General features: G+C 57.2%; 19 protein-coding genes and 1 riboswitch. Of the genes, 4 read left to right on the plus strand and 15 right to left on the minus strand.

Going from position 1 to position 18,437, the window contains the following annotated elements:
* Nucleotides 1–109: 109 nt before the first annotated feature.
* The 3 genes from MRBLRC7O_RS24450 to MRBLRC7O_RS24460 form a co-directional block, all read right to left on the minus strand.
* Nucleotides 110–736 carry a LysE family translocator gene (locus MRBLRC7O_RS24450; RefSeq protein WP_111797043.1) on the minus strand — a complete coding sequence of 209 codons (627 nt, stop codon included), beginning with the start codon at nucleotides 734–736 and terminating at the stop codon, nucleotides 110–112.
* 183 nt (nucleotides 737–919) lie between these two features.
* Nucleotides 920–1,324, minus strand: a complete 405-nt coding sequence (locus MRBLRC7O_RS24455; protein ID WP_111797044.1) for an NUDIX hydrolase — start codon at nucleotides 1,322–1,324, stop codon at nucleotides 920–922.
* Nucleotides 1,325–1,352: 28 nt separating this feature from the next.
* On the minus strand, nucleotides 1,353–2,573 hold the full coding sequence (locus MRBLRC7O_RS24460) for a multidrug effflux MFS transporter (RefSeq protein ID WP_111797045.1): 1,221 nt from the start codon (nucleotides 2,571–2,573) through the stop codon (nucleotides 1,353–1,355).
* Between the two features lie 30 nt (nucleotides 2,574–2,603).
* Nucleotides 2,604–2,720, minus strand: a riboswitch (TPP riboswitch).
* 266 nt (nucleotides 2,721–2,986) lie between these two features.
* Here MRBLRC7O_RS24460 and MRBLRC7O_RS24465 point away from each other — a divergent pair.
* Nucleotides 2,987–3,553, plus strand: coding sequence for a VOC family protein (locus tag MRBLRC7O_RS24465; protein ID WP_236772953.1), 567 nt, complete (start codon nucleotides 2,987–2,989; stop codon nucleotides 3,551–3,553).
* A 114-nt stretch (nucleotides 3,554–3,667) separates the two neighbouring features.
* Here MRBLRC7O_RS24465 and MRBLRC7O_RS24470 read toward each other — a convergent pair whose 3' ends face one another.
* The 7 genes from MRBLRC7O_RS24470 to MRBLRC7O_RS24500 all read right to left on the minus strand — a co-directional run bounded on the left by MRBLRC7O_RS24470 (nucleotide 3,668) and on the right by MRBLRC7O_RS24500 (nucleotide 10,078).
* On the minus strand, nucleotides 3,668–4,639 hold the full coding sequence (locus MRBLRC7O_RS24470) for a ketopantoate reductase family protein (protein WP_111791488.1): 972 nt from the start codon (nucleotides 4,637–4,639) through the stop codon (nucleotides 3,668–3,670).
* A 655-nt stretch (nucleotides 4,640–5,294) separates the two neighbouring features.
* Entirely contained in the window at nucleotides 5,295–5,858 is a 564-nt protein-coding gene (locus MRBLRC7O_RS24475) for a chloramphenicol phosphotransferase CPT family protein (RefSeq protein ID WP_111797046.1), read from the minus strand.
* 227 nt (nucleotides 5,859–6,085) lie between these two features.
* Nucleotides 6,086–6,868, minus strand: coding sequence for a serine hydrolase domain-containing protein (locus tag MRBLRC7O_RS24480; protein ID WP_236772952.1), 783 nt, complete (start codon nucleotides 6,866–6,868; stop codon nucleotides 6,086–6,088).
* A gap of 24 nt (nucleotides 6,869–6,892) precedes the next feature.
* A complete protein-coding gene (locus MRBLRC7O_RS24485; protein ID WP_236772951.1) occupies nucleotides 6,893–7,093 on the minus strand; it encodes a hypothetical protein in 201 nt (66 codons plus the stop codon).
* Between the two features lie 286 nt (nucleotides 7,094–7,379).
* Nucleotides 7,380–8,141: a dienelactone hydrolase family protein gene (locus MRBLRC7O_RS24490; protein WP_020808201.1), complete on the minus strand. Its 762-nt coding sequence runs from the start codon at nucleotides 8,139–8,141 to the stop codon at nucleotides 7,380–7,382.
* A gap of 89 nt (nucleotides 8,142–8,230) precedes the next feature.
* Nucleotides 8,231–8,851, minus strand: coding sequence for a tyrosine-type recombinase/integrase (locus MRBLRC7O_RS24495; protein ID WP_111797297.1), 621 nt, complete (start codon nucleotides 8,849–8,851; stop codon nucleotides 8,231–8,233).
* 219 nt (nucleotides 8,852–9,070) lie between these two features.
* A complete protein-coding gene (locus MRBLRC7O_RS24500) occupies nucleotides 9,071–10,078 on the minus strand; it encodes a serine hydrolase domain-containing protein (RefSeq protein WP_080865266.1) in 1,008 nt (335 codons plus the stop codon).
* A gap of 388 nt (nucleotides 10,079–10,466) precedes the next feature.
* Here MRBLRC7O_RS24500 and MRBLRC7O_RS24505 point away from each other — a divergent pair, with 388 nt between their 5' ends.
* On the plus strand, nucleotides 10,467–11,411 hold the full coding sequence (locus MRBLRC7O_RS24505) for an aromatic alcohol reductase (protein WP_111797296.1): 945 nt from the start codon (nucleotides 10,467–10,469) through the stop codon (nucleotides 11,409–11,411).
* A 143-nt stretch (nucleotides 11,412–11,554) separates the two neighbouring features.
* On the opposite strand, the gene MRBLRC7O_RS24510 is transcribed toward MRBLRC7O_RS24505, so the two are convergent.
* Together MRBLRC7O_RS24510 and MRBLRC7O_RS24515 are read right to left on the minus strand one after the other, a co-directional pair.
* Nucleotides 11,555–11,980 (minus strand): winged helix-turn-helix transcriptional regulator, encoded by a 426-nt coding sequence (locus tag MRBLRC7O_RS24510; RefSeq protein WP_020811848.1) that lies wholly within the window; start codon nucleotides 11,978–11,980, stop codon nucleotides 11,555–11,557.
* A gap of 204 nt (nucleotides 11,981–12,184) precedes the next feature.
* Complete coding sequence (locus tag MRBLRC7O_RS24515) at nucleotides 12,185–12,679, minus strand: P-loop nucleotide/nucleoside kinase family protein (RefSeq protein WP_111780336.1); 495 nt, start codon at nucleotides 12,677–12,679, stop codon at nucleotides 12,185–12,187.
* A gap of 285 nt (nucleotides 12,680–12,964) precedes the next feature.
* Between MRBLRC7O_RS24515 and MRBLRC7O_RS24520 the strand changes: the two genes are divergently transcribed.
* Nucleotides 12,965–13,786: an LON peptidase substrate-binding domain-containing protein gene (locus tag MRBLRC7O_RS24520; RefSeq protein ID WP_080865269.1), complete on the plus strand. Its 822-nt coding sequence runs from the start codon at nucleotides 12,965–12,967 to the stop codon at nucleotides 13,784–13,786.
* A 751-nt stretch (nucleotides 13,787–14,537) separates the two neighbouring features.
* Here MRBLRC7O_RS24520 and MRBLRC7O_RS24525 read toward each other — a convergent pair.
* Nucleotides 14,538–15,263, minus strand: a complete 726-nt coding sequence (locus MRBLRC7O_RS24525; protein ID WP_223568305.1) for an AraC family transcriptional regulator — start codon at nucleotides 15,261–15,263, stop codon at nucleotides 14,538–14,540.
* A gap of 122 nt (nucleotides 15,264–15,385) precedes the next feature.
* Here MRBLRC7O_RS24525 and MRBLRC7O_RS24530 point away from each other — a divergent pair, with 122 nt between their 5' ends.
* A complete protein-coding gene (locus MRBLRC7O_RS24530; protein WP_112540319.1) occupies nucleotides 15,386–16,111 on the plus strand; it encodes a class I SAM-dependent methyltransferase in 726 nt (241 codons plus the stop codon).
* Nucleotides 16,112–16,437: 326 nt separating this feature from the next.
* Here MRBLRC7O_RS24530 and attM read toward each other — a convergent pair whose 3' ends face one another.
* Together attM and MRBLRC7O_RS24540 are read right to left on the minus strand one after the other, a co-directional pair.
* Nucleotides 16,438–17,229 (minus strand): AttM family quorum-quenching N-acyl homoserine lactonase, encoded by a 792-nt coding sequence (gene attM, locus MRBLRC7O_RS24535; RefSeq protein WP_003517310.1) that lies wholly within the window; start codon nucleotides 17,227–17,229, stop codon nucleotides 16,438–16,440.
* A gap of 45 nt (nucleotides 17,230–17,274) precedes the next feature.
* Complete coding sequence (locus tag MRBLRC7O_RS24540; RefSeq protein ID WP_080865272.1) at nucleotides 17,275–18,435, minus strand: iron-containing alcohol dehydrogenase; 1,161 nt, start codon at nucleotides 18,433–18,435, stop codon at nucleotides 17,275–17,277.
* Nucleotides 18,436–18,437: the final 2 nt, after the last annotated feature.

An 18,437-nucleotide genomic window follows, 5' to 3' on the forward strand; every position in this document is an offset into this window, starting at 1 on the left:
AACCGTTCTTGCAGCAGAGCGTCTCCTGTCGGAAGACCGCAGTCGGCCCAAACCGGTCATTCGCAGTCGCAAAAATTGGCCGCCGAACTCAGGTTTTTTGGGAAACAGTTCAGGTTCGGCTTGTAAGCAACTTGATGCCTGCGAAGGTGAAGAACATCCCTAATCCCGCGTCGATCCACCTGCGAGCGCAATCATAGGCCGTAACGATGCGCTTGGTAGAGAAGGCGACGGCATAGGCAATATGACCGACAACCGAGAGGATCGTGGTTCCGAATACGATGACGAGCGCGGTTGAGGCTGGCGCGGAATGCGCGAGACCGAGCGACATGATTGCGATCCACGTCAACGCCGCCTTCGGGTTGGTCATCTGGACTGTCAGGCCACGCAGAAAGTATGTGCGCAGGCTGCCTGCCGCCAATCCGGCAGGGTCCATAATCGGTCTTGTCGAAGCAGCCGAGCGAAAGGATTTGAAGGCCAGCCAGAGCAGATAGAGACCGCCGACGATCTTGATGACCGTCAGCACTGAAGCATAGGCTGCAATCAATGCCGTCAGCCCGATCGCGGTCATAGAGGCCCAGAGGAACGATCCTGCCGAAATACCGAGTGCCAGTGCAATGCCCGCTTTGCGGCTTACAGCCATAGACGTGCCGACGACAGAGAGAATATTCGGACCGGGGCTGAACATTCCAAGCGCGAAGGCACCGAACGCGAACCCTATCTCTGGTAAATGTTCCATATAACTTACCTCCGGTAGGTCGCGAAAACTCCAACTAAAGCGACACTTGTTTTCCTGACTTTTGCGACGTCGCAGAATAGGGAGTTTTGCAGCAACTGCAATGTCTCCTTTGGGCGCTTCTGCGCCATGACGACGCCGGCCCAAACCGTTCACTGGCCGCCGCAAAAGTGTGGCTTCGGGTGACTATGGATAGACGCCGTACAGATTCAAATAGTGCAACAAGTCTGGCGTCAGCGGAAGCTTGGAAAGCTCGTCATTCCTGAACCAGCCAATGGCTGCGGCATCGTCCCCGGCGGACGCTTCGCCAGAGATTTTTTCGGCCAGGAAGTCGTGAATTTCATAGATGCCCCCTTTGCCGTCCGGGACATGCAGTTTTCCCAGCTCATTGACGATCCTGATCACCAGTCCTGTTTCCTCGAAGACTTCACGGATCACGGCCAGCTCCAATGTTTCCCCCGGATCGACGCGCCCGCCGGGCAGGGTCCAGCATCCCTTATCTGGCGGGTTGGCCCGCTGAACCAAAAGGATGCGCTTCTGCCCATCTAGAATTACGCCGCTGGCTGCTAAAATAGGCGTCTGATCCACCATTCATCACTCCTGGCAAGATTGGTTGCAGTCATGTCGTTACGATCGAGCTGCGCTTCTCGGCGAGCGCAGCGAGGACCGAAGCCAACAGCGCGAGGGCGGTAGACAGAAGCATGATGGAGAACAGCGCGAAGGGCGCGTTGCCTTCCGTCAGCACGGCGCCCGTGATTGAGGACAGGGTGGCTCCACCTGCAAGCGTAATCGCGCCGGCCAGTCCGGCTGCACTGCCAGCAAGGTTAGGTCGTACGGAGAGAGCACCGGCGTTGGCACTTGGCATGGTCAAGCCATTGCCAACGCCAACCAAAATGCAAGGGCCCAGCAACGCGATCACATTCCTTACGTCATTGAAAAGCAGGGTCAGGCAAATCACCGGAGCGCCGCAAGCAATGATCCGCCCAATGATCATCATGGTCGTGAGTCGATATCGGCCGGCATAACGTCCAGAGAAGAAGCTGCCAAAAACAAAGCCAGCTGTAATGCTGCCGATGAAGAGACCAAGCGCAGCCGACGAGACGTTGAATATCGTAGCGACAAAAGGAGCCCCGGCGAGAAATGCGTAGACCGTGCCGACGGAAAACCCCATGCACAGTGCATAGGCCCAAAAGCGCAATGCGCGAAAGAGCTCTGGGTACGCGCGAAACTGCTGCGCTATGGAGCCAGAGCGGGTTCTGTTCGTCTCACCGAGTTGGAACCAACACAAGGTCAACATTACGGTACCCGCGAAGGCGAGGCCCCAGAAAATAGCCCGCCAGCCCAAGGCCTCATCCGCCAAACCGCCAAGCGCCGGGCCAATCATCGGTGCCAGCGCCCAGATCATCGCGGCATAGCCGATGCGGCTTGCTGTCTGCTCCTTGCCAGCGGTGTCCCTGATAATCGCCATCGAAGTCGGATAGCAGGAGGTGATCGCCGCCTGAAGCGAACGGAAGGCAAGAAAAGCCCAGATATTGGATGCAATAGCACAACCGATGGATCCGACCGTGAAGAATACGAGGCTGAGGAGGACGATCGGCCGACGCCCGAACCGATCGGACATCGGCCCCATGATCAGTTCCAGAATCACGGCGACAGCTGCGTAGCCCGCCAGAGACAGGCTCACGAGAGCATAATCGGTTTGGAAATCTCTTGCGATGTGCGCCATCGACGGCAGGAAGATGTTCAATGGTAGCACCGAAAGGGCGCATAGAAGGGTCAACGTAACAAGCTTAGGCGGACGTTGTGCGCTCAGTCGTGCAAGTTGGCTATGTAATGTCATTGCGGCCCCTTTTACGAGGCCGGCAAAAGAGAGAGGCGTCTGACCCGTCCCTTCGCCGGCATGATCCGGATCAGGTTCAAAGGGTCACTGCGCTGCGTTCGCCCAACAGTATCTCAGCCCTTTGACAGGGCACCCCTCGGTACTGATGAGACTAGCCTAAACTTTGAAGGATGCACATGGGGTTTGGGTTTGAAATCTGTCGCAGCGAACCTGATCGCGGCGAGGTCCGATTGCTTAGGCATCCGTGACCGCTTCTGGCGCGAAGGGAAGGACTGCCGACGGCCCAAACTGATCATCTGCCCCCGGCGAAATGGTTGTGAATCCTGAATTTGGCGGCCTCTCGTCCGATGCCAGTGGTTCGGCAAAGTTTGCGGTATGGTGGAGAGGTGATTCAGATTGCGCGGGGAGCCAAGATGTCCGCAGATATCATCGTCGAACTTTCTTTGTTTGTTGAACATGGGCGGGAGAGAGAGGCCGCTAATTTCTATGCCGCCGCCTTTGGTGCGCAGGAAGAGAACACTAATGACATCGATGGCGCTCTGGCCGCTGTCGAAATGCGGTTCGGGAACCTGCCTGTGTGGGTCGCCGGCTCTAATCCCAATCGCGAAAAGTCTCCATCCTACGGTGGCCCTTTCTTTCCGAAAGAACCAGGGGCGGTCAGCACGATTTTCCAGCTCAAGGTTGGCAACATTGAAGGTGTAATGCAGCGCGCCCTTTCAGCCGGAGCTGTGATCCGAGACGAAATCCAGACTGACGTGATAGGCCGCCGCGTGGCCTCGATCTTCGATCCGTTCGCCACATTTGGGCGCTCGTGGAGCGTAAGGCCGAGGGCATGTCACTCGCAGCTTAAATCTGTCGCAAATGTCTGTCGCGAAACTTCGACTTTTGAGAGCGAGTTTCGCGACGAAAATTCCCTTTACTTTTCAGGGCTGGAGGATTTGGTTGATATGTTAGGATATTTGCGACGCATCTTGCGTTAGGAGCAGCCGGCGGAACAGGTCCGTTCGATCACATAATGAAGCCGCTCTTGCACCTTCTGTTATTGGGAGCCTGCGACCACCGGCTGCACACAGATGTTGATCAAACCCGATACTCTAAGCGAGAGACAGCGCCCGCTTGACCTCGTCCAGCGGAATCGTTCCGGGCCGCAGTTTTTCTCGTACCATGCGGGCAGCGAGTTCGCAGAACCAGGTATTGGCAGGTGTGGGGACACCATGCAGCCGCCCCAGTAGAACGACTTCACCGTTGAGATAATCGGTCTCGATAGATCCCGTGGAGCGGGCAAGGCTTTGCATGGAGGAGCTCCCCGCACGGCTGAAACCTGCGATCGATGCCATCTTCATAAGCCTTCCACGGTTGGGATCGGTTTCACCGACGCTCTGCCATTGCACGCCCGAAGCGGCGAAAACCACCTCTGCCTCTTCGCGGAGAAGGTCGACGATTGGCGCGATATCGCCTTGGTCGGCGCATGCGGCCTCGACGATGTTGTGAAGGTTTAAGAGCAGCTTTCCATATTTGTTCTTCATCACGTCCGGAACCACAAAGGCTGGCAGGCCTGACGCCGTGAGCGCCTGCGCGACGGCTTCATCGACACTGTCGAAACCTTGCGGATACCGGCCAAGATAGAAATAGCCGGAGTGAGGTGATCCGAAGGCGAGGATCTCGCCGGGCGTGACATAGTCCGCCGGCAGTATGACGCTCACGCCATGTACATTGGCAAAACGCCGCAAAGCGGTGCGTTCGTTCTCGACACCGTTCTGGAAGCAGAAGATCGACTGGTCCTGAAGGCCAGCCGCCGCGAGTTGCTCGATCACTGCACCCATGTGTTGGGTCTTCGTACAGACCAGCACCACATCGTCAGGAAGAAGCGCGATCGCGCTCGGCGATTCCACGCATTCGAAGTGACAGGTCTCGGTTCCCCTGGGAGTCCGCAATGTCAGCCCCTTCGCTTTGATCGCCTTTAGCTGCTCGCCGCGCGCGATCCCGATGACCTTCTGACTTGCCGAAGCAAGCGAGACCGCAATCGTGCCGCCGATGGCACCCACACCATGAATTATGAAGCGCATTTTCAAACACCTTGTGCAAGCGATCCGGACAGGCCCGGTTCCATCTTGAAATTTTAAAAGACTTGGGCCGAAGACAACGAACGTCCAGATAATATTTGCGATTCCGGCCGCATTAAAGATCGACGGCGCTTCGCCAGACCAACCCTTCGATTGTTTCGTTAGCGGAGGTTATTCACGCCCAACCCAGCGTTCATAGCCGAGTTCTCCGATCCGCCATAGCACATAACCCCACACGATATTGTTCCCGGACCCGCTAAGGACGGGAATATAAGCCGTGGTCGATGACGCCAAGTCGATAGCCTAGCGACGCGGGCCTTACCGCATCTTGGCCGCAGGTTCTGCATCGCCTTTCGCCACGCATTCCCCTCTCCAGAAGACTCGCCTAGCCGGCCACCTCCATCCGTTCATAAGCATCAAACGCCGCGCCGATCATTTACCCGATCAGACTCCAATCGGTTTTGATTTGGCTCTCCTTTCATATGTGACGTAGGGCCTGGGAGACCTACGACGTCTTTGCAGGAAGTACATGGTACTTGGGCGATCGCGTTTGTCGCAAATCTCCCAATTAAAGCCGCACTTGTTTTCCTAACTTTTGCAACGTCGCAGAATAGGGAGTTTTGCGGCAGCCGCAATGTCCGGTGTTGGCGCATCTACGTCACAACGGCAGCCGGCCTAAGGGGACTTCGGGCCTCGCGAAATTTGACGAGCGATCGCTTTTTCTCCAAGCGACGAGCAGCCTCTCGACATTTGCATCAGCGCCGTCCTCGGACTGTAGTTCAATGTCATACCGCTTGCCGAAATGAATCGTCTCAAAATCCTTCTTGGCGCTACCCAACGGTCTGTTACCTCTCGCGGCTTCACGCTTGACCAGAATTTCGAGCGGACAATGTACGGCGGCGAAGAAGACATCGTGCTCCGCCAAAAGATCAACGAGTTCTTCCAGCCATCCCTCGGTATCGAGAATGTGTTCAAGGATCAGATGGTTACCCGCATCGGCATATGCCCGCAGCGATCCATGGAACCCGTGGAAAAAGGCCATGCGAGCGTCAGTCCAGCGAAAATCACCACTCTTGAAGCGTTCGGTCGGAAGCACGCCAGCGTCGCGCAGATGATCGATCGATACGTGCCAGAATGGTTTCTCGATGCGTTTCTGCAATGCCCTCGCAATGGTTGACTTGCCGCTGCTCGACGCGCCATGAAGAAAAATAACGTGTGCCATCCTTTCGTCTCCCGGTTTCCAGGCCGCAATTAATGCAGGCATATGACACATCAATGACCGCTGATGGCGCGAAGCGGAAGACCGCAGTCGAAAGCGGTCATTGCAGGACCGGGTTAGGTTTGTCTGAAATGGGGTGAGAAACGGATTGTTGCTTTGAGCCGGAGGCGGCACAAAGCCGCTCAGAATCAGCTGAGCCACACTTGTTTAAGGTGTGTAGCATCACATCTTCACGGTGAAGCGAGAGCGATCTCTTTTAGCAGGCCGATGAATGCGCTGGTGCGAACCCCCTTCGGATTCTGGTTTAAATCTACGGTCTGCACGACCACCAGCCGCTTTGATGGCACGACGGCGATAATCTGCCCACCGTAGCCGGAAGCGTAGAATGCATTCGGACCCCAAGTATCCTCTGGAAACGTCCACCACATATAGCCATAGCCCTGCCGTATCCGCTTCGCCCACGAATAGGCAGTCGTCGATTCCCGGACCCACGACGCCGGGATGATCTGTTTGGTGCCCCACCTCCCATCATTCAGGAAAAGCTGGCCAAAACGGGCGGCATCGCGGGCGCTGAGTCGAATCGGATAGGCGGGATGCTCGGATAGCTTTTCGAGATCGTATCGGCCGTCCTTGACCGAGAAATCCTCCATACCGATCGGTCCAGCGATGCGGTTCCCGAAGCTCATAAAGATGTCCTCGCCGGTCTGTTGTCGGTAGATCGTCCCCAGAACGTTAAAGTCCCAGTTGTTATAGAACCAGAACGATCCGGGCGGGTGACTCCCTCTTTTAGGACGCTTGCGCTTGATGTCGGCGGTTTCGTGGGCCGCAGGATGATAGATACCCGACCGTGACATGAGCAGATCACGCACTGTCGCGGCTTTTTCCTCGGCCGTAAGGCTGGGAGAATTGTCGTCAATACCGAGATCGGAAAGGCGAGTCGAAAGCTTGACCCGACCCTCGGCAACTGCACTACCGTAAAGAGCGCTGAGCAGGGTCTTGCGAACGGATGCCATATTCACTTTGCGCGAGATGTCGCCTCACCGGGCGACCACCCGCCCGTCCTGGACGATCATGAGCGCCGTAGGTCTGAGTGTCTTCGATTGCAGGCGAGCCGCATCGAGCCGCTCCGCCGACCAGCCAGCGGCAGTCGGATCGGTGTCCTCCCACGTCTGGGCGCAGGCCGCGCCTGCAACGAAAATACCGAGGACAAGCAGCAATGCGGCTCGTCGAATGAACATAGCGTCTCCCTCTGAAACTACAGTGTGAGCATCCAATAGTGGCGGCTTTCCGGCGCGTCGATACGGCTGGCAACCATGTCGGACCCCGTGCGTGAAAAGGTGAACACTAACGGGCGAAGTCGGCTCCGAACCTGCCGCCTCTGTGAGTTGAACCAAACGGAAAGTTCTAGGCGAACCGTCAAGCACTTTGACTGGCAGCAAAGGGGTCGGGAGCCGACCTTCATGGATGCTTCCACGAATGACCGCTTGACGCAAGTTGCGGTGGTGGCCTTTCGGCCCTAAGAGGTCATCGTTGCAACAAAGTCGACGACAGAAAATTGGCGGCGCTCTGGTGAGCTGTATCAGCGTTCCAGGTTCTTGATCTCAGGAAGAAGTCGTGTGCGCCTCCCTCATAAACATCAAGGCTAGCAGGCCTGCCAAGGCGTTGCGCCTTCCGTTGCAACTCCCGCCCAATAGACAAAGGAAAGGTCCGGTCGGCACTGCCCCAAATCAAATGCAAGGGCGGAAATGAGTGTGCAGTGTGGGAATAGCCATTTGGGAACCCACCATCGACCAGCACCAGAGCGTCGACATCGGTTCGCCCAACGGACGCCGCTGAAGCGATCTGCGCGCCAAGGGAGATTCCGAGGACGCCAACCCTGCCGCCGTGGCGCGGTTGTCCGTCAAGATGGGAAATCACCCGATGAACGCTGGAAGTCCAGTCCGGCAACCGCTTTGCGTAATACGCGAGGCGTGCTTTCGCGCTGTCCGCGGCAGCGATAGCGTCAAGGTCCGCCTGCGAAAGGACATGAACGAGATAGGCGCTTAAACCCGCCGCCTGGAACGTCTGCCCGATGTCGTTGTAAACGGGTGCGCCGAAGCCCTTGCTGCCGCTCAAGATCACAGCAGCGGGGCAAACCGCCCTTGCGCAATCTCCGAAGCTTTCGACCAGAACTCCACCGCTACCTGTCGGTACGACGAAGCTTTGGCGAGACGATTGAGCGTCGTCTGCCCATGTTGCAGAAAGTGCGATGGCGAGGGTCGCGATGATGATATCAGATAAGCGCATTATCCAACTTTAATAGATCGTTTCGCGGTGCTCGCAAAGTCCGCTGATGGCGCGAGAGAGACCACCGGCTATTGCCGATGGTCAAGAACCTATAGCTCGATCTGCTCGGCAATTCTGAGGGCATCATCCACCTCGACGCCGAGATAGCGAACGGTGCTTTCCAGCTTCGTATGACCGAGCAGAATCTGGACGGCCCGGAGGTTACCTGTCTTCTTGTAAATCTGCGCTGCCTTGGTTCGCCTCATGGAGTGGGTGCCGTAGGCGCTGGCATCAAGTCCGATAGACGAGACCCAACGGTGGACAATCCGAGCGTATTGCCTCGTGGACAAATGATGCGACGTCTTCCGACGGCTTGGAAATAGATAGCTGCCGCCGTTCCTTCGAACGAAGGGAAGCCATGCCACGAGCGCGGTCTTCGTCTGCTCCGTCACCTCAAACTGCACGGGTCGCTTCGTCTTCTTCGGGATGATGGTCGCTCGGTCCCGGATCGAATTACCCGACCATAGGTCCTCAACCCTCAGCTTGACCAGGTCGCAAGCGCGGAGCTTGCTGTCGATGGCAAGGTTGAACAGCGCCAGCTCTCGGGTCGCCCTACTCATTTCGAGCCTGACGCGGATCGACCAAACGTTCTTTGGCTGCAGTGGTCGCTTCTGTCCGACCAGAATTCCCTTGTTCCATGGAGAACGATTACGCAGTGCGACGGTATCCATCCCGAATCCTCCGCCACTCCTCCCGCCGCGTCGCCTCCATCAGGCCGACCAATAGTAGCATATCTCGTCGCTACTCGGCCCAAAGCTGCCATTAACGGCCTATTTGGAGATGCCCGAAACGGGGAGGGAATGGTCAGCCTGCGTTGGGCCGGAGGTATCGTCAGGCTGCTCAAAACCAATTGAGCCGGACTTGTCCAGGTCTGTGCGGCACCACGCTCTTCACGGTGAAGCGAGAGCGATTTTTTTGAGCAGTTCGATGAATGCGCTGGCGCGAACACCGGTCGGATTCTGGTTTAAATCCACGGTCTGTACCACCACCAGCCGCTTCGAGGGCACGACTGCGATAATCTGCCCACCGTAGCCAGAAGCGTAGAATGCATGCGGACCCCAAGTATCCTCGGGAAGCGTCCACCACATGTAGCCATAGCCCTGCCGTATCCGCTTCGCCCAGGAATACGCAGTCGTCGATTCCCTAATCCAGGACGCCGGGATGATCTGCTTGGTTCCCCACTTCCCTTCATTCAGAAAAAGCTGACCAAAACGGGCGGCGTCTCGGGCACTGAGCCGAATAGGATAGGCGGGATGCTTGGATAGCTTTTCCGAGGCGTATCTGCCGTCCTTCAACGAGAAATCCTCCATCCCGATCGGGCGAGCAATCCTCTTCTCGAAGCTTGCAAAGATGTCCTCTCCTGTCTTCTGCCGGTAGATCGTCCCCAAAGCGTTGAAGTCCCAGTTGTTATAGAACCAGAACGATCCGGGTGGATGACTTCCGCGTGCCGGACGTTTGCGCTTGATGTCGGCGGTTTCATGGGCGGCGGGATGATAGATACCCGACCGTGACATCAGCAGATCACGAACCGTTGCGGCTTTCTCGTCGACTGTAAGGCTGGGTGCGTTGTCGTCGATGCCGAGTTCGGCAAGACTGACTGAAAGGTCGATACGCCCTTCGGCGATTGCACTACCGTAAAGTGCGCTCAGCAGGCTCTTGCGGACGGATGCCATATTCACCTTGCGGGACGCGTCGCCCCAGCGGGCGATCACCCGCCCGTCCTGGATAACCATCAGCGCCGTCGGCCGGAGTGATTTCGCTTCAAGACGCGCAGCCTCAAGCCGCTCTGCGGACCAGCCCGCGGCTATCGGATTGATGTCCTCCCACGTCTGTGCGTAGGCATTGCTTGCGATGAGAATACCCAAAACAAGCAGCAGTGCGAATCGTCGTATGAGCATGGCGTCCCTCTCCAGCCAAGGAGTGAGCACTCAATGATGGCGGCTTTCCGGCGGATTGATACGGCAAGGCAGGCCGCTAAGCCTGTCGCCTGCACGAGTTGAACTAAACGTCGAGTTCTCACCAGACGCTCAAAGACCGCAATTGGTGGCGATAAGGGTCGAAAGCCGGTTTTCATGAAGGCTTTGCAGAGTATAGGCAATTGGCGCAAAGCACTGCTTGTTGATGTCGACATTGGCCCCAAAGCGGACGAACGACTGTTTCGGAAGACTAATCCGACGGGAACGGCGTCCTTTGATTTTGCCGCAGTATCATCCGTGTACCTTCTTTCTTTCGTGGTCCAGCCTTGCCAAATAGCGGCGACACAGGATTTTCGAAGGATTGAAATCAATGAACAATGCAGTTTCCAACGTGAAGTCACGGAACATTCTCGTGCTTGGTGCCGGGGAACTCGGCATGCCGGTACTACGCAACCTGGCCCGTCGCGCCAAGGACATCGAGGACGCGAAGATCAGCGTTTTGCTGCGCACCAGTGCCATGGAGTCCGATGTACCGGCTAAGCAGCGCGACATCACTGAAATTCGTGACTTGGGTATCGAGATCGTCCTAGGCGATTTGGTGAAAAGTTCGATTGACGAGTTGGCATCCGTCTTCTCGCAGTACGACACCGTGATCGGCTGCACGGGCTATGCGGCAGGGATCAATACTCCAATTAAGCTCGCCAGGGCGGCGCTGCAGTCCGGTATTCCCCGATATTTCCCTTGGCAGTTCGGTGTCGATTTCGAGGCGATTGGTCGAGGTGGTCCTCAGGATATCTTCGACGCTCAACTCGATGTGCGTGAACTCCTGCGCTCTCAAAGCAAGACCGAATGGGTCATCATCTCCACCGGCATGTTCATGAGCTATCTCTTCGAACCGGAATTCGGCGTCGTTGATCTGGAGAAGAGTACGGTCAACGCGCTCGGAAGCTTCGATACTGCCGTCACGTTGACGACGCCCGACGACATCGGCGTGCTTACCGCTGAAATCGTCTTCTACGAACCCACCATCAGCAACGAGATCGTCTTCCTGGCGGGCGACACCGTCACCTATGGCGAGCTTGCGGACAAGCTTGAGACGGGTTTGAACCAACCCTTTAGCCGGTCCGAATGGACTGTTCCGGCCCTTATGGAAGAACTGGCAAACGACCCCCAAAACATGATGCGCAAGTACCGTGCAGCCTTTGGTATCGGGCGAGGCATGGCATGGGACAAGGCGGGCACGTTTAACGTGCGCGAAGGCATCAAGGTGACGGATGTGTCCGATTGGATCAACGCGAACCTAAGCAGAAAGTGACGCGGCCTTCAGGGTACGAACCGGCATAAGAAAGCGAAACAGAGGAGCACGGTATGCCCGCGCTCCTCCAGTTAGCCCGCAGCTTCCAATCACTGTCCGTTGACGTCGTGATGACATCCCGGAGGGGCAACGTTTCTCGCCTGTTAGAACGTCTGCCAGGACGGCTTTTCTGGCGGCCGGGAGTCAAAGTCCTCTCGTGACTTTCGAAACTGCCCGGAATTCTCCACGACCCATGTCCACAACGGAACCATACGAATGAGAAGACCCATTCCAAGTTCTGTCAGTTCGTATTCCACCCGAGGCGGCATCTCGACAAGATCGTGGCGCGTGACGAGGCCATCTCTTTCGAGTTGGCGTAGGGTGCGAGTTAGCATTCGCTGCGTGACGCCGTGCATCCGCCTACCGATATCTGCGTGTCGAAGTCTGCCATAAACGCCGAGGGTATGTATGACGCCGAGCGACCACCTATTTCCTGCGTGGGTGAGAACCTCACGTCTCACCCCGTCTTCGTCCTCGCGAAGGCCATCACAAACCGCTTGAGAATAGCTCAGCATTTCTTCTCTAGTCATTAGTCTTGCCTCCGGGGTGTTCCAGCCGTTTCGTCTTACCAGCCTTCTAACGGCATTTCACCTGTCTCTCCGTGTTGCATACCTCCGGAGGCTCGAGCGGGGATACTGCTTATGGATCGATCGCCGATCGTGAAAAAATGAAAAGCGTCCTGTGCCGATGGCTAAGCATGTCCACACATGGCGCATGGGCGTCATGAGGATTATTCAGAGCAATTTCACGACTTGCGCCACGCTTTCATCGACAGAAAGGAGGAACGTGTCGAGACGTAGATCAGGGGACCACGGCTCGTACTTTCGCTCCTGTATCTGGACCCAGGTTGGATTGGCCCGGCCTTCTATGCCAGGTGATCGTGTCTCGGCCCGATGACGGTGTGTCGTGATGTCGGAGCAGAAAACTTCAACCTCAATGAACTTACAGTCCGTTTCGAACGCGACATTCCTGAAGGCAGCGCGGGTGATTTCGATCGGGTTGACGGAATCGGCGATGACGGTCTGACCCAGCCGCAAATTGTCTGCCGCCAGCCGATAAAGGGCAATGTATCCTGCTGGACCGACATCATGTCCGTCTGCTTGCGCTGAAGAGGTGATGGCTTGTTCTATGGTATCGGCCCGCAGGTAACACGCGCCTATTCGCCGAGCCAGTGCCTGGGCAATCGTACTCTTTCCCGAACCCGGCAGTCCACCGAGAATAATCAGCATCCGCACCTCCCGTAGCTTGAGCGTACTGGATTCCATTTGAATGTCGATGACTGCAAATGGCGCGAACCGGAAGACGGCAGTCGGCCCGAGGCGGGCCTAAGCCTGAGATTGACAGGCAAAAGACTCTATGTGCACAATTGGAGCTCGGTAGATACAGCCTGCTGCTTGCGCCCCGTTGGGGTACGGTGAATGTATCGAGCCACTTATGGCTCCCTTTGCCCGGACGAACGGGTCAGCAACGCAAGCCCCTGACACTCTCCGTTCGTTTATGCAAAGGATCATCTTATGCGCGATTTCCGCGATGCCAAAGCTATGGCGAAAACCTTACGTGAAGCGCTTCATGCCAAGTCCCTAATCCTGACCAATAGCGAGAGCCAGGAACTCATCGCTCGAATCCTTGGCTATCGAGACTGGAACGTCTTGGCCGCAAGAATCCAGGCGGCCGAATTGCCCACGGCATCGGTTCAGCCTACCACGCCTGGTCCGCTCGGAGAGCCTATTCCCCTGATCCCATTGCGGGACATGGTCCTATTTCCGCACATGATCTCGCGGATTTTCGTGGCTCGCGACAAAACCCGCCAGGCCGTTGAACAAGCTATTGCCGGTGACCGCCACGTGGTCGTTGTCGCCCAGAAACGAGGTATGGACGATCGGCCAAACACTCTTGACGCAATCTATCAGACAGGCGTCCTAGCAAGCGTCGTCGATCGCCAAACACAGGTAGACAGATCTCTGAAAGTAACCGTCTGCGGAATTCAAAGGGTAGGCATTGCACGCCTTATCGATGGAGAGTTCCTAGCGGCTGAGGTCGAGCCGATCAACGAGCAGGGCAACCAGTCGCAAAAGGCTACCAAACTTTCGACTGCGGTTCTCGATGCGTACCAAACCTATGCCGAAGTCAACTTTTCTGCGCTTCCATCAGGATCCAAAGTGCGCTTAAGCCTGCCCTCCATTGGCGATCCAGGGCTATTGGCCGATACAGTGGCTCCGCTGTTAACGGCCAGTGTCGAAGAGAGGCAACAACTCCTGGAAACCCGTGACGTAGTAGCCCGTCTTGAAAGGCTCATCAAGATGATGAGCGCAGGTCGTGCCAGTGCCGTCGCATAAGTTCTAGGATGGCGGCTGTCGCAGTATATGTAGCCCTGCGATAGCCGCAATGACGGCTATTGGCGCACAGGTGACGTGTTACGCCGCTGCGAAGCGTTGCCTGCTTTCAGGCGCGTCCCATGATAGCCTCTGTGACCGATACGAAGGCGCTTTGCCGACTGGGCGGAGCCGACCCCATTATCACCGTTCACTATGCGGGCTGACTTCCCGGAAGCAATCATCGCGGGGGGCCTTAGCTGTAAAGGTAACGACGCATGCAACAGAGGAGCGTTGCCATTTCCGCGTTCTCGCGCAGGTCGATCGCGCGCCTGAAGAGGAGCCGGTGGGTCGCCTCGTCGACGCCATTGGTTAGCTCTCATTCAAAGGTGAACCGATGCGTCTGTGAGAACCGGCTGGTTTAGCGAACGGAAGCTTCCGTGAACTTAATGCGGGCCGAACGACCGATTGAAGCCGCTTTGCCCGCTTGCCAGACCCGATCCCATTGGCCGTTTGGCGCCAGAACGCCAACGCCCAAAAGCTGCCGCGAGCAACTAATCCAAAAGCCTGCCTTGCGCTCCGTCCTTATGCCGCGCTCGCAGCCTCCCCAGGACCTGGTGTGAGAGACATGACGGTCGCCAAATCGAACCTTCCTCAGGGAAACTCTCTGCCAGATCGTGCCACTCGACATGAGCATCGGCGGTCGTGCCCTGGACAGCGGCCTCAGCATTGGCCGAAAGGGCCGAAGCCCTGTAGGGAATTAAGATCCTCTGCCTCATGGTCGGGGTTTACTCTGGACCGGCGGTAAGCCGAACTTGCGGGAATAGGCGCGGGAAAATGCGGCGGCGCTGCCGAAGCCGACCCCGGCGGCGACCGATTTGACACTTCGTCCGGCGCGCAGTTCTGCTCGTCCGAGCGCCAGGCGCCAGCCATTGAGGTAGGCGATAGGCGACTGGGCAACGGTTTGCGTGAAGGTGGAAATGAATTGTCCGCGCGACATATCCGCTATGGCGGCAAGGTCCGCAATCCGCCAATTTCGCGCCGGATTGTCATGTATGGCCACAAGGCTGGGATGCAGTCCGGGGTGCGCCAGACCCGCCAGTAATCCCGCATCGACCGTGCCGATCGCTATTGCCTTGCGGATCGCAAGCACGACGATGATCTCGCATAGACGCGCCTCGATAGTACCGCCACCGCAGCGGGCGATCTCGACCTCGGCCACCATCAGTTGACACAAACCGCGCAATTCCGGTTCGTTGGCCAGTGAAAGGCACAATTCGTCTGGCAGTGCACCGACCAACGGATTGGCACTACCGCCAAAATCCACTGTGGCGCCGGCGCATATAGCTGCGCCATCCGGCAGCGACGCCGTGGATCTGGCGCGATAAAGCAGATGGGTCGGTTCACCTGCGCCATGGACATTGATGATCAGGAGGTTAGCGGCTTCAGCACAATCGCAACGTGATGCGCCAAGATGAAAGGCTTTCAGGAAAGCCGTCAACCGATCATGTTTTCGCCCGGAATCTGAACTTTCAGTCATGTATTTCCTCCCTTTCCTGATCGCAAATCTTGTATCCTCCCCGAACAAAGCACGCCAGCACGTCTAAACAGACAAGAGACAGCATGACACAGGATTCTGCAGCCAAATTTGACGCCTCCCGCGCAGGGGAATACGCACGACAAAGTAGGATAGCGCTGGCCGGATATGACGCCTGCCACGAGCTTTCCGCCTGCATGCTGTCGGCAGCTCTGGGCGAAGGAATGGCGGCACGGGTCCTGGTTGTCGGGGCCGGCGGTACGGCGGGCGAAATCATCGCCGCCGCTCGGCTGGAACCGCAATGGTCCTTTGTCGCCGTCGATCCTTCAGCACCGATGCTCAACCTTGCACGCGATCATCTGGTCAGGGCCGAAGTGTCTGACCGGGTGGAGACCGTCCTCGGAACCGTCTCCGATCTGGATAGAGCTCCATCGTTTGACGCTGCAATCATGATCGGCGTGCTGCACCATTTGCCAGGGAACGCCGCAAAGCAGGATGTTCTGGCGCAGATTGCAATGCGGCTGTATCCTGACGCGCCCCTGATTGTGGCGGGGAATTATCGGTCGTATGCGTCTCAGCCCCTGCTCATGGCAGCCTGGGCAGCACGCTGGCGTATGAACGGCGCCGGGCCTGAAGAGGTCCAGGCCAAAATGGGCAAGATTCTGCAGGGTGCGGAGCCACCCCGATCGGAAGACGAGGTCATTTCGTTGCTGGAGGGCGTTGGTTTCAACGAACCGCTTCGGTTTTTTGCAAGCCTGTTTTGGGGAGCATGGCTGGCCCGACACGTGGGGAACGCTAAGTCAGCGCCATAATCTGCTCCATTTGCAGACAGTTTGGATCAAAGAGACAAGTTTACTCTAAGCCATCCGGTATTGGCAAATTGTCAGCCCGAACCCCGATGGCTCAACGTAACGCCGGGGCGAAAAACGTCGTATGAGCACACTCGCGCAGCTAGAGGATAGCTTTCAGGCACTTGAAGCGACAACGCGAGCGACCTGAATGAAGGCGTATATCCGGAAAAGGCCGATGCGCCGAAATACACGGTCCCGCTCGGCTCGGTGCCCTTGGCTCATATGATAAAAATCGGCGAGGCTGCACACAACCTCGCCGTATCTGGCCGTTGACTTGCGCGTTCTATTTACGCGTAAAATTCGGGAGCCTTCTTGAAGTTTGCCCAGGCGTCAGGGTCATGGCCGGTGACGACTGTTGCATCATGCTTTTCGGCATAGGTGCGGAGCTTCTGAACAGAACGGACCGTGTCAACGGTCGAGGCAAGGAAGCCAGGCAAAGCCTTCTCTTCCCAGTGGTCCAGTGTGTAGGCAGCATCGATCGTCAGGAGAAGCGGTTTGCTGTTTGGCAGGCGCACCAGGAAGGACTGGTGGCCGGGTGCATGACCGGGCGTGAAGATCGTGGTGAGCGTGCCGTCGCCGTAAACGTCGTAATAATCGTCCTGCGTACCGTTGAGGAACTGCCACTTCAGGCCCGGCTTGTCGAAGTCCTTGCGGATATAGCCGCCGCCAGCAAACCAGTCGGGCGTAAAGGCATACTCATATTCAGAGCGCTGCACGATGTGGGTTGCGTTGGGGAAGCGACCGATGGCGCCGGTATGATCGAGATGCAGGTGCGACTGCACAACATATTTGACATCGGCCGGATCGAAACCAAGCGCCTTGATCTGGTCAACGCAGCCCTGGTCCTTGTCCAGCACTGGCCAATAGACATCGCAGATGCCGCCCCAATGGCCACGCGGATCTGTTGCAACTTCAATCGCGTTGCCGCCGTCGATCACGGTGTGCCCGGCCGGATGGGTAATCAGGAAAAACGGAACGGGGATCTCATAGTCCGCACCGTTCCCCTGGTTCATCTTGATGTTGTGTACCTTGCATTTCAGCGTACCCGACTGAAGCATGTAAAGTCTGATATCGGTCACTTGTTTTCCTCCCTTGGGACTGAAGATATTGCTGTAAGAAATGGGTCAGAACGCCTCGCGGTAGAGCGCAAGCGCATCCTCTTCGCGGACTTCGACCGGATTATTGACCAACAGCCGGCTCTGTTTCATTGCGTCGGACGCAAGCATGGCGAGCGTGTTGTCCGTCACGCCGACATCGCGCAGACGCCGCGGTGCGCCGCTCTCGTTCATCAGCGTTTCCATATGCTGAACGAACGCATCCGAACGGGTTGTCGCATCCCCTTCACCCGGAACACCCAGCACGTCGGCAAGCTCCGCATAAAGCGACGCTGCAGCCTTCGCGTTAAAGCGTAAAACCGGCCCCAGCATCAGGGCATTGGAAAGCCCGTGTGGCACGTGATAATGGCCGCCCAGCGGATAAGCGAGCGCATGGACGGCGGCCACCGGTGAGTTGGCGAAAGCCTGACCTGCCAATGTCGCACCCAACAGCATGCCTTCACGGGCTTTCCGGTCGGCCCCGTTCCTGCAGGCGGCGATCAGGTTTGCACCGAGCAGCCGCAATGCCTCGCGCGCCAGAGCATCTGACAGCGGGTTCTTCTTGTGTTTGCTGGTATAAGCCTCGATGGCATGCACCATGGCATCGATACCGGTGGCAGCCGTATGGACCTGCGGCAGTCCCACCGTCAGTTCAGCATCCAGAAGAACGAAATCAGCGTAAAGCTGCGGGGAAACGACCCCCATCTTGGTGGTTTCGCCCGTGGTGATGATCGAGATGTTTGTGACTTCCGAACCTGTACCGGCCGTGGTCGGCACCAGCACGAGCGGCAGGCGTGATCCCTTTACGTTGCCGATCCCGTACATGTCGGCAAGCGTCTGGTCGGAGACCAGAAGGACAGCCACGAGCTTGGCGATATCGAGCGATGAGCCCCCGCCAAGACCGATGACGATATCGACTCCGATCTGCCTTGCGGACGCGACGCAGTCGGCAACGATGTGCTCTGGCGGATCAGCAACGACCTTGTCGAAGATCGTGACGTCAAAGCCGCTGGCCGCAAGTGCGTCAGCAATCGGCTTGATTAGGCCGGCCTTGATGAGACCTGCATCGGTAATCAGCAGCGCCTTGCGCGCCTGAAACCTGCCGGAAAGAATCTCTCCGAGGCGCTGGGCGCCACCCCAGGCAACCTGCATGGAGGGAACGGTGCGGAATTCGAAAGGGTTGATGGTCATCT

The sequence above is a fragment of the Agrobacterium radiobacter genome (assembly GCF_040801995.1).
Lineage (GTDB): Bacteria > Pseudomonadota > Alphaproteobacteria > Rhizobiales > Rhizobiaceae > Agrobacterium > Agrobacterium radiobacter.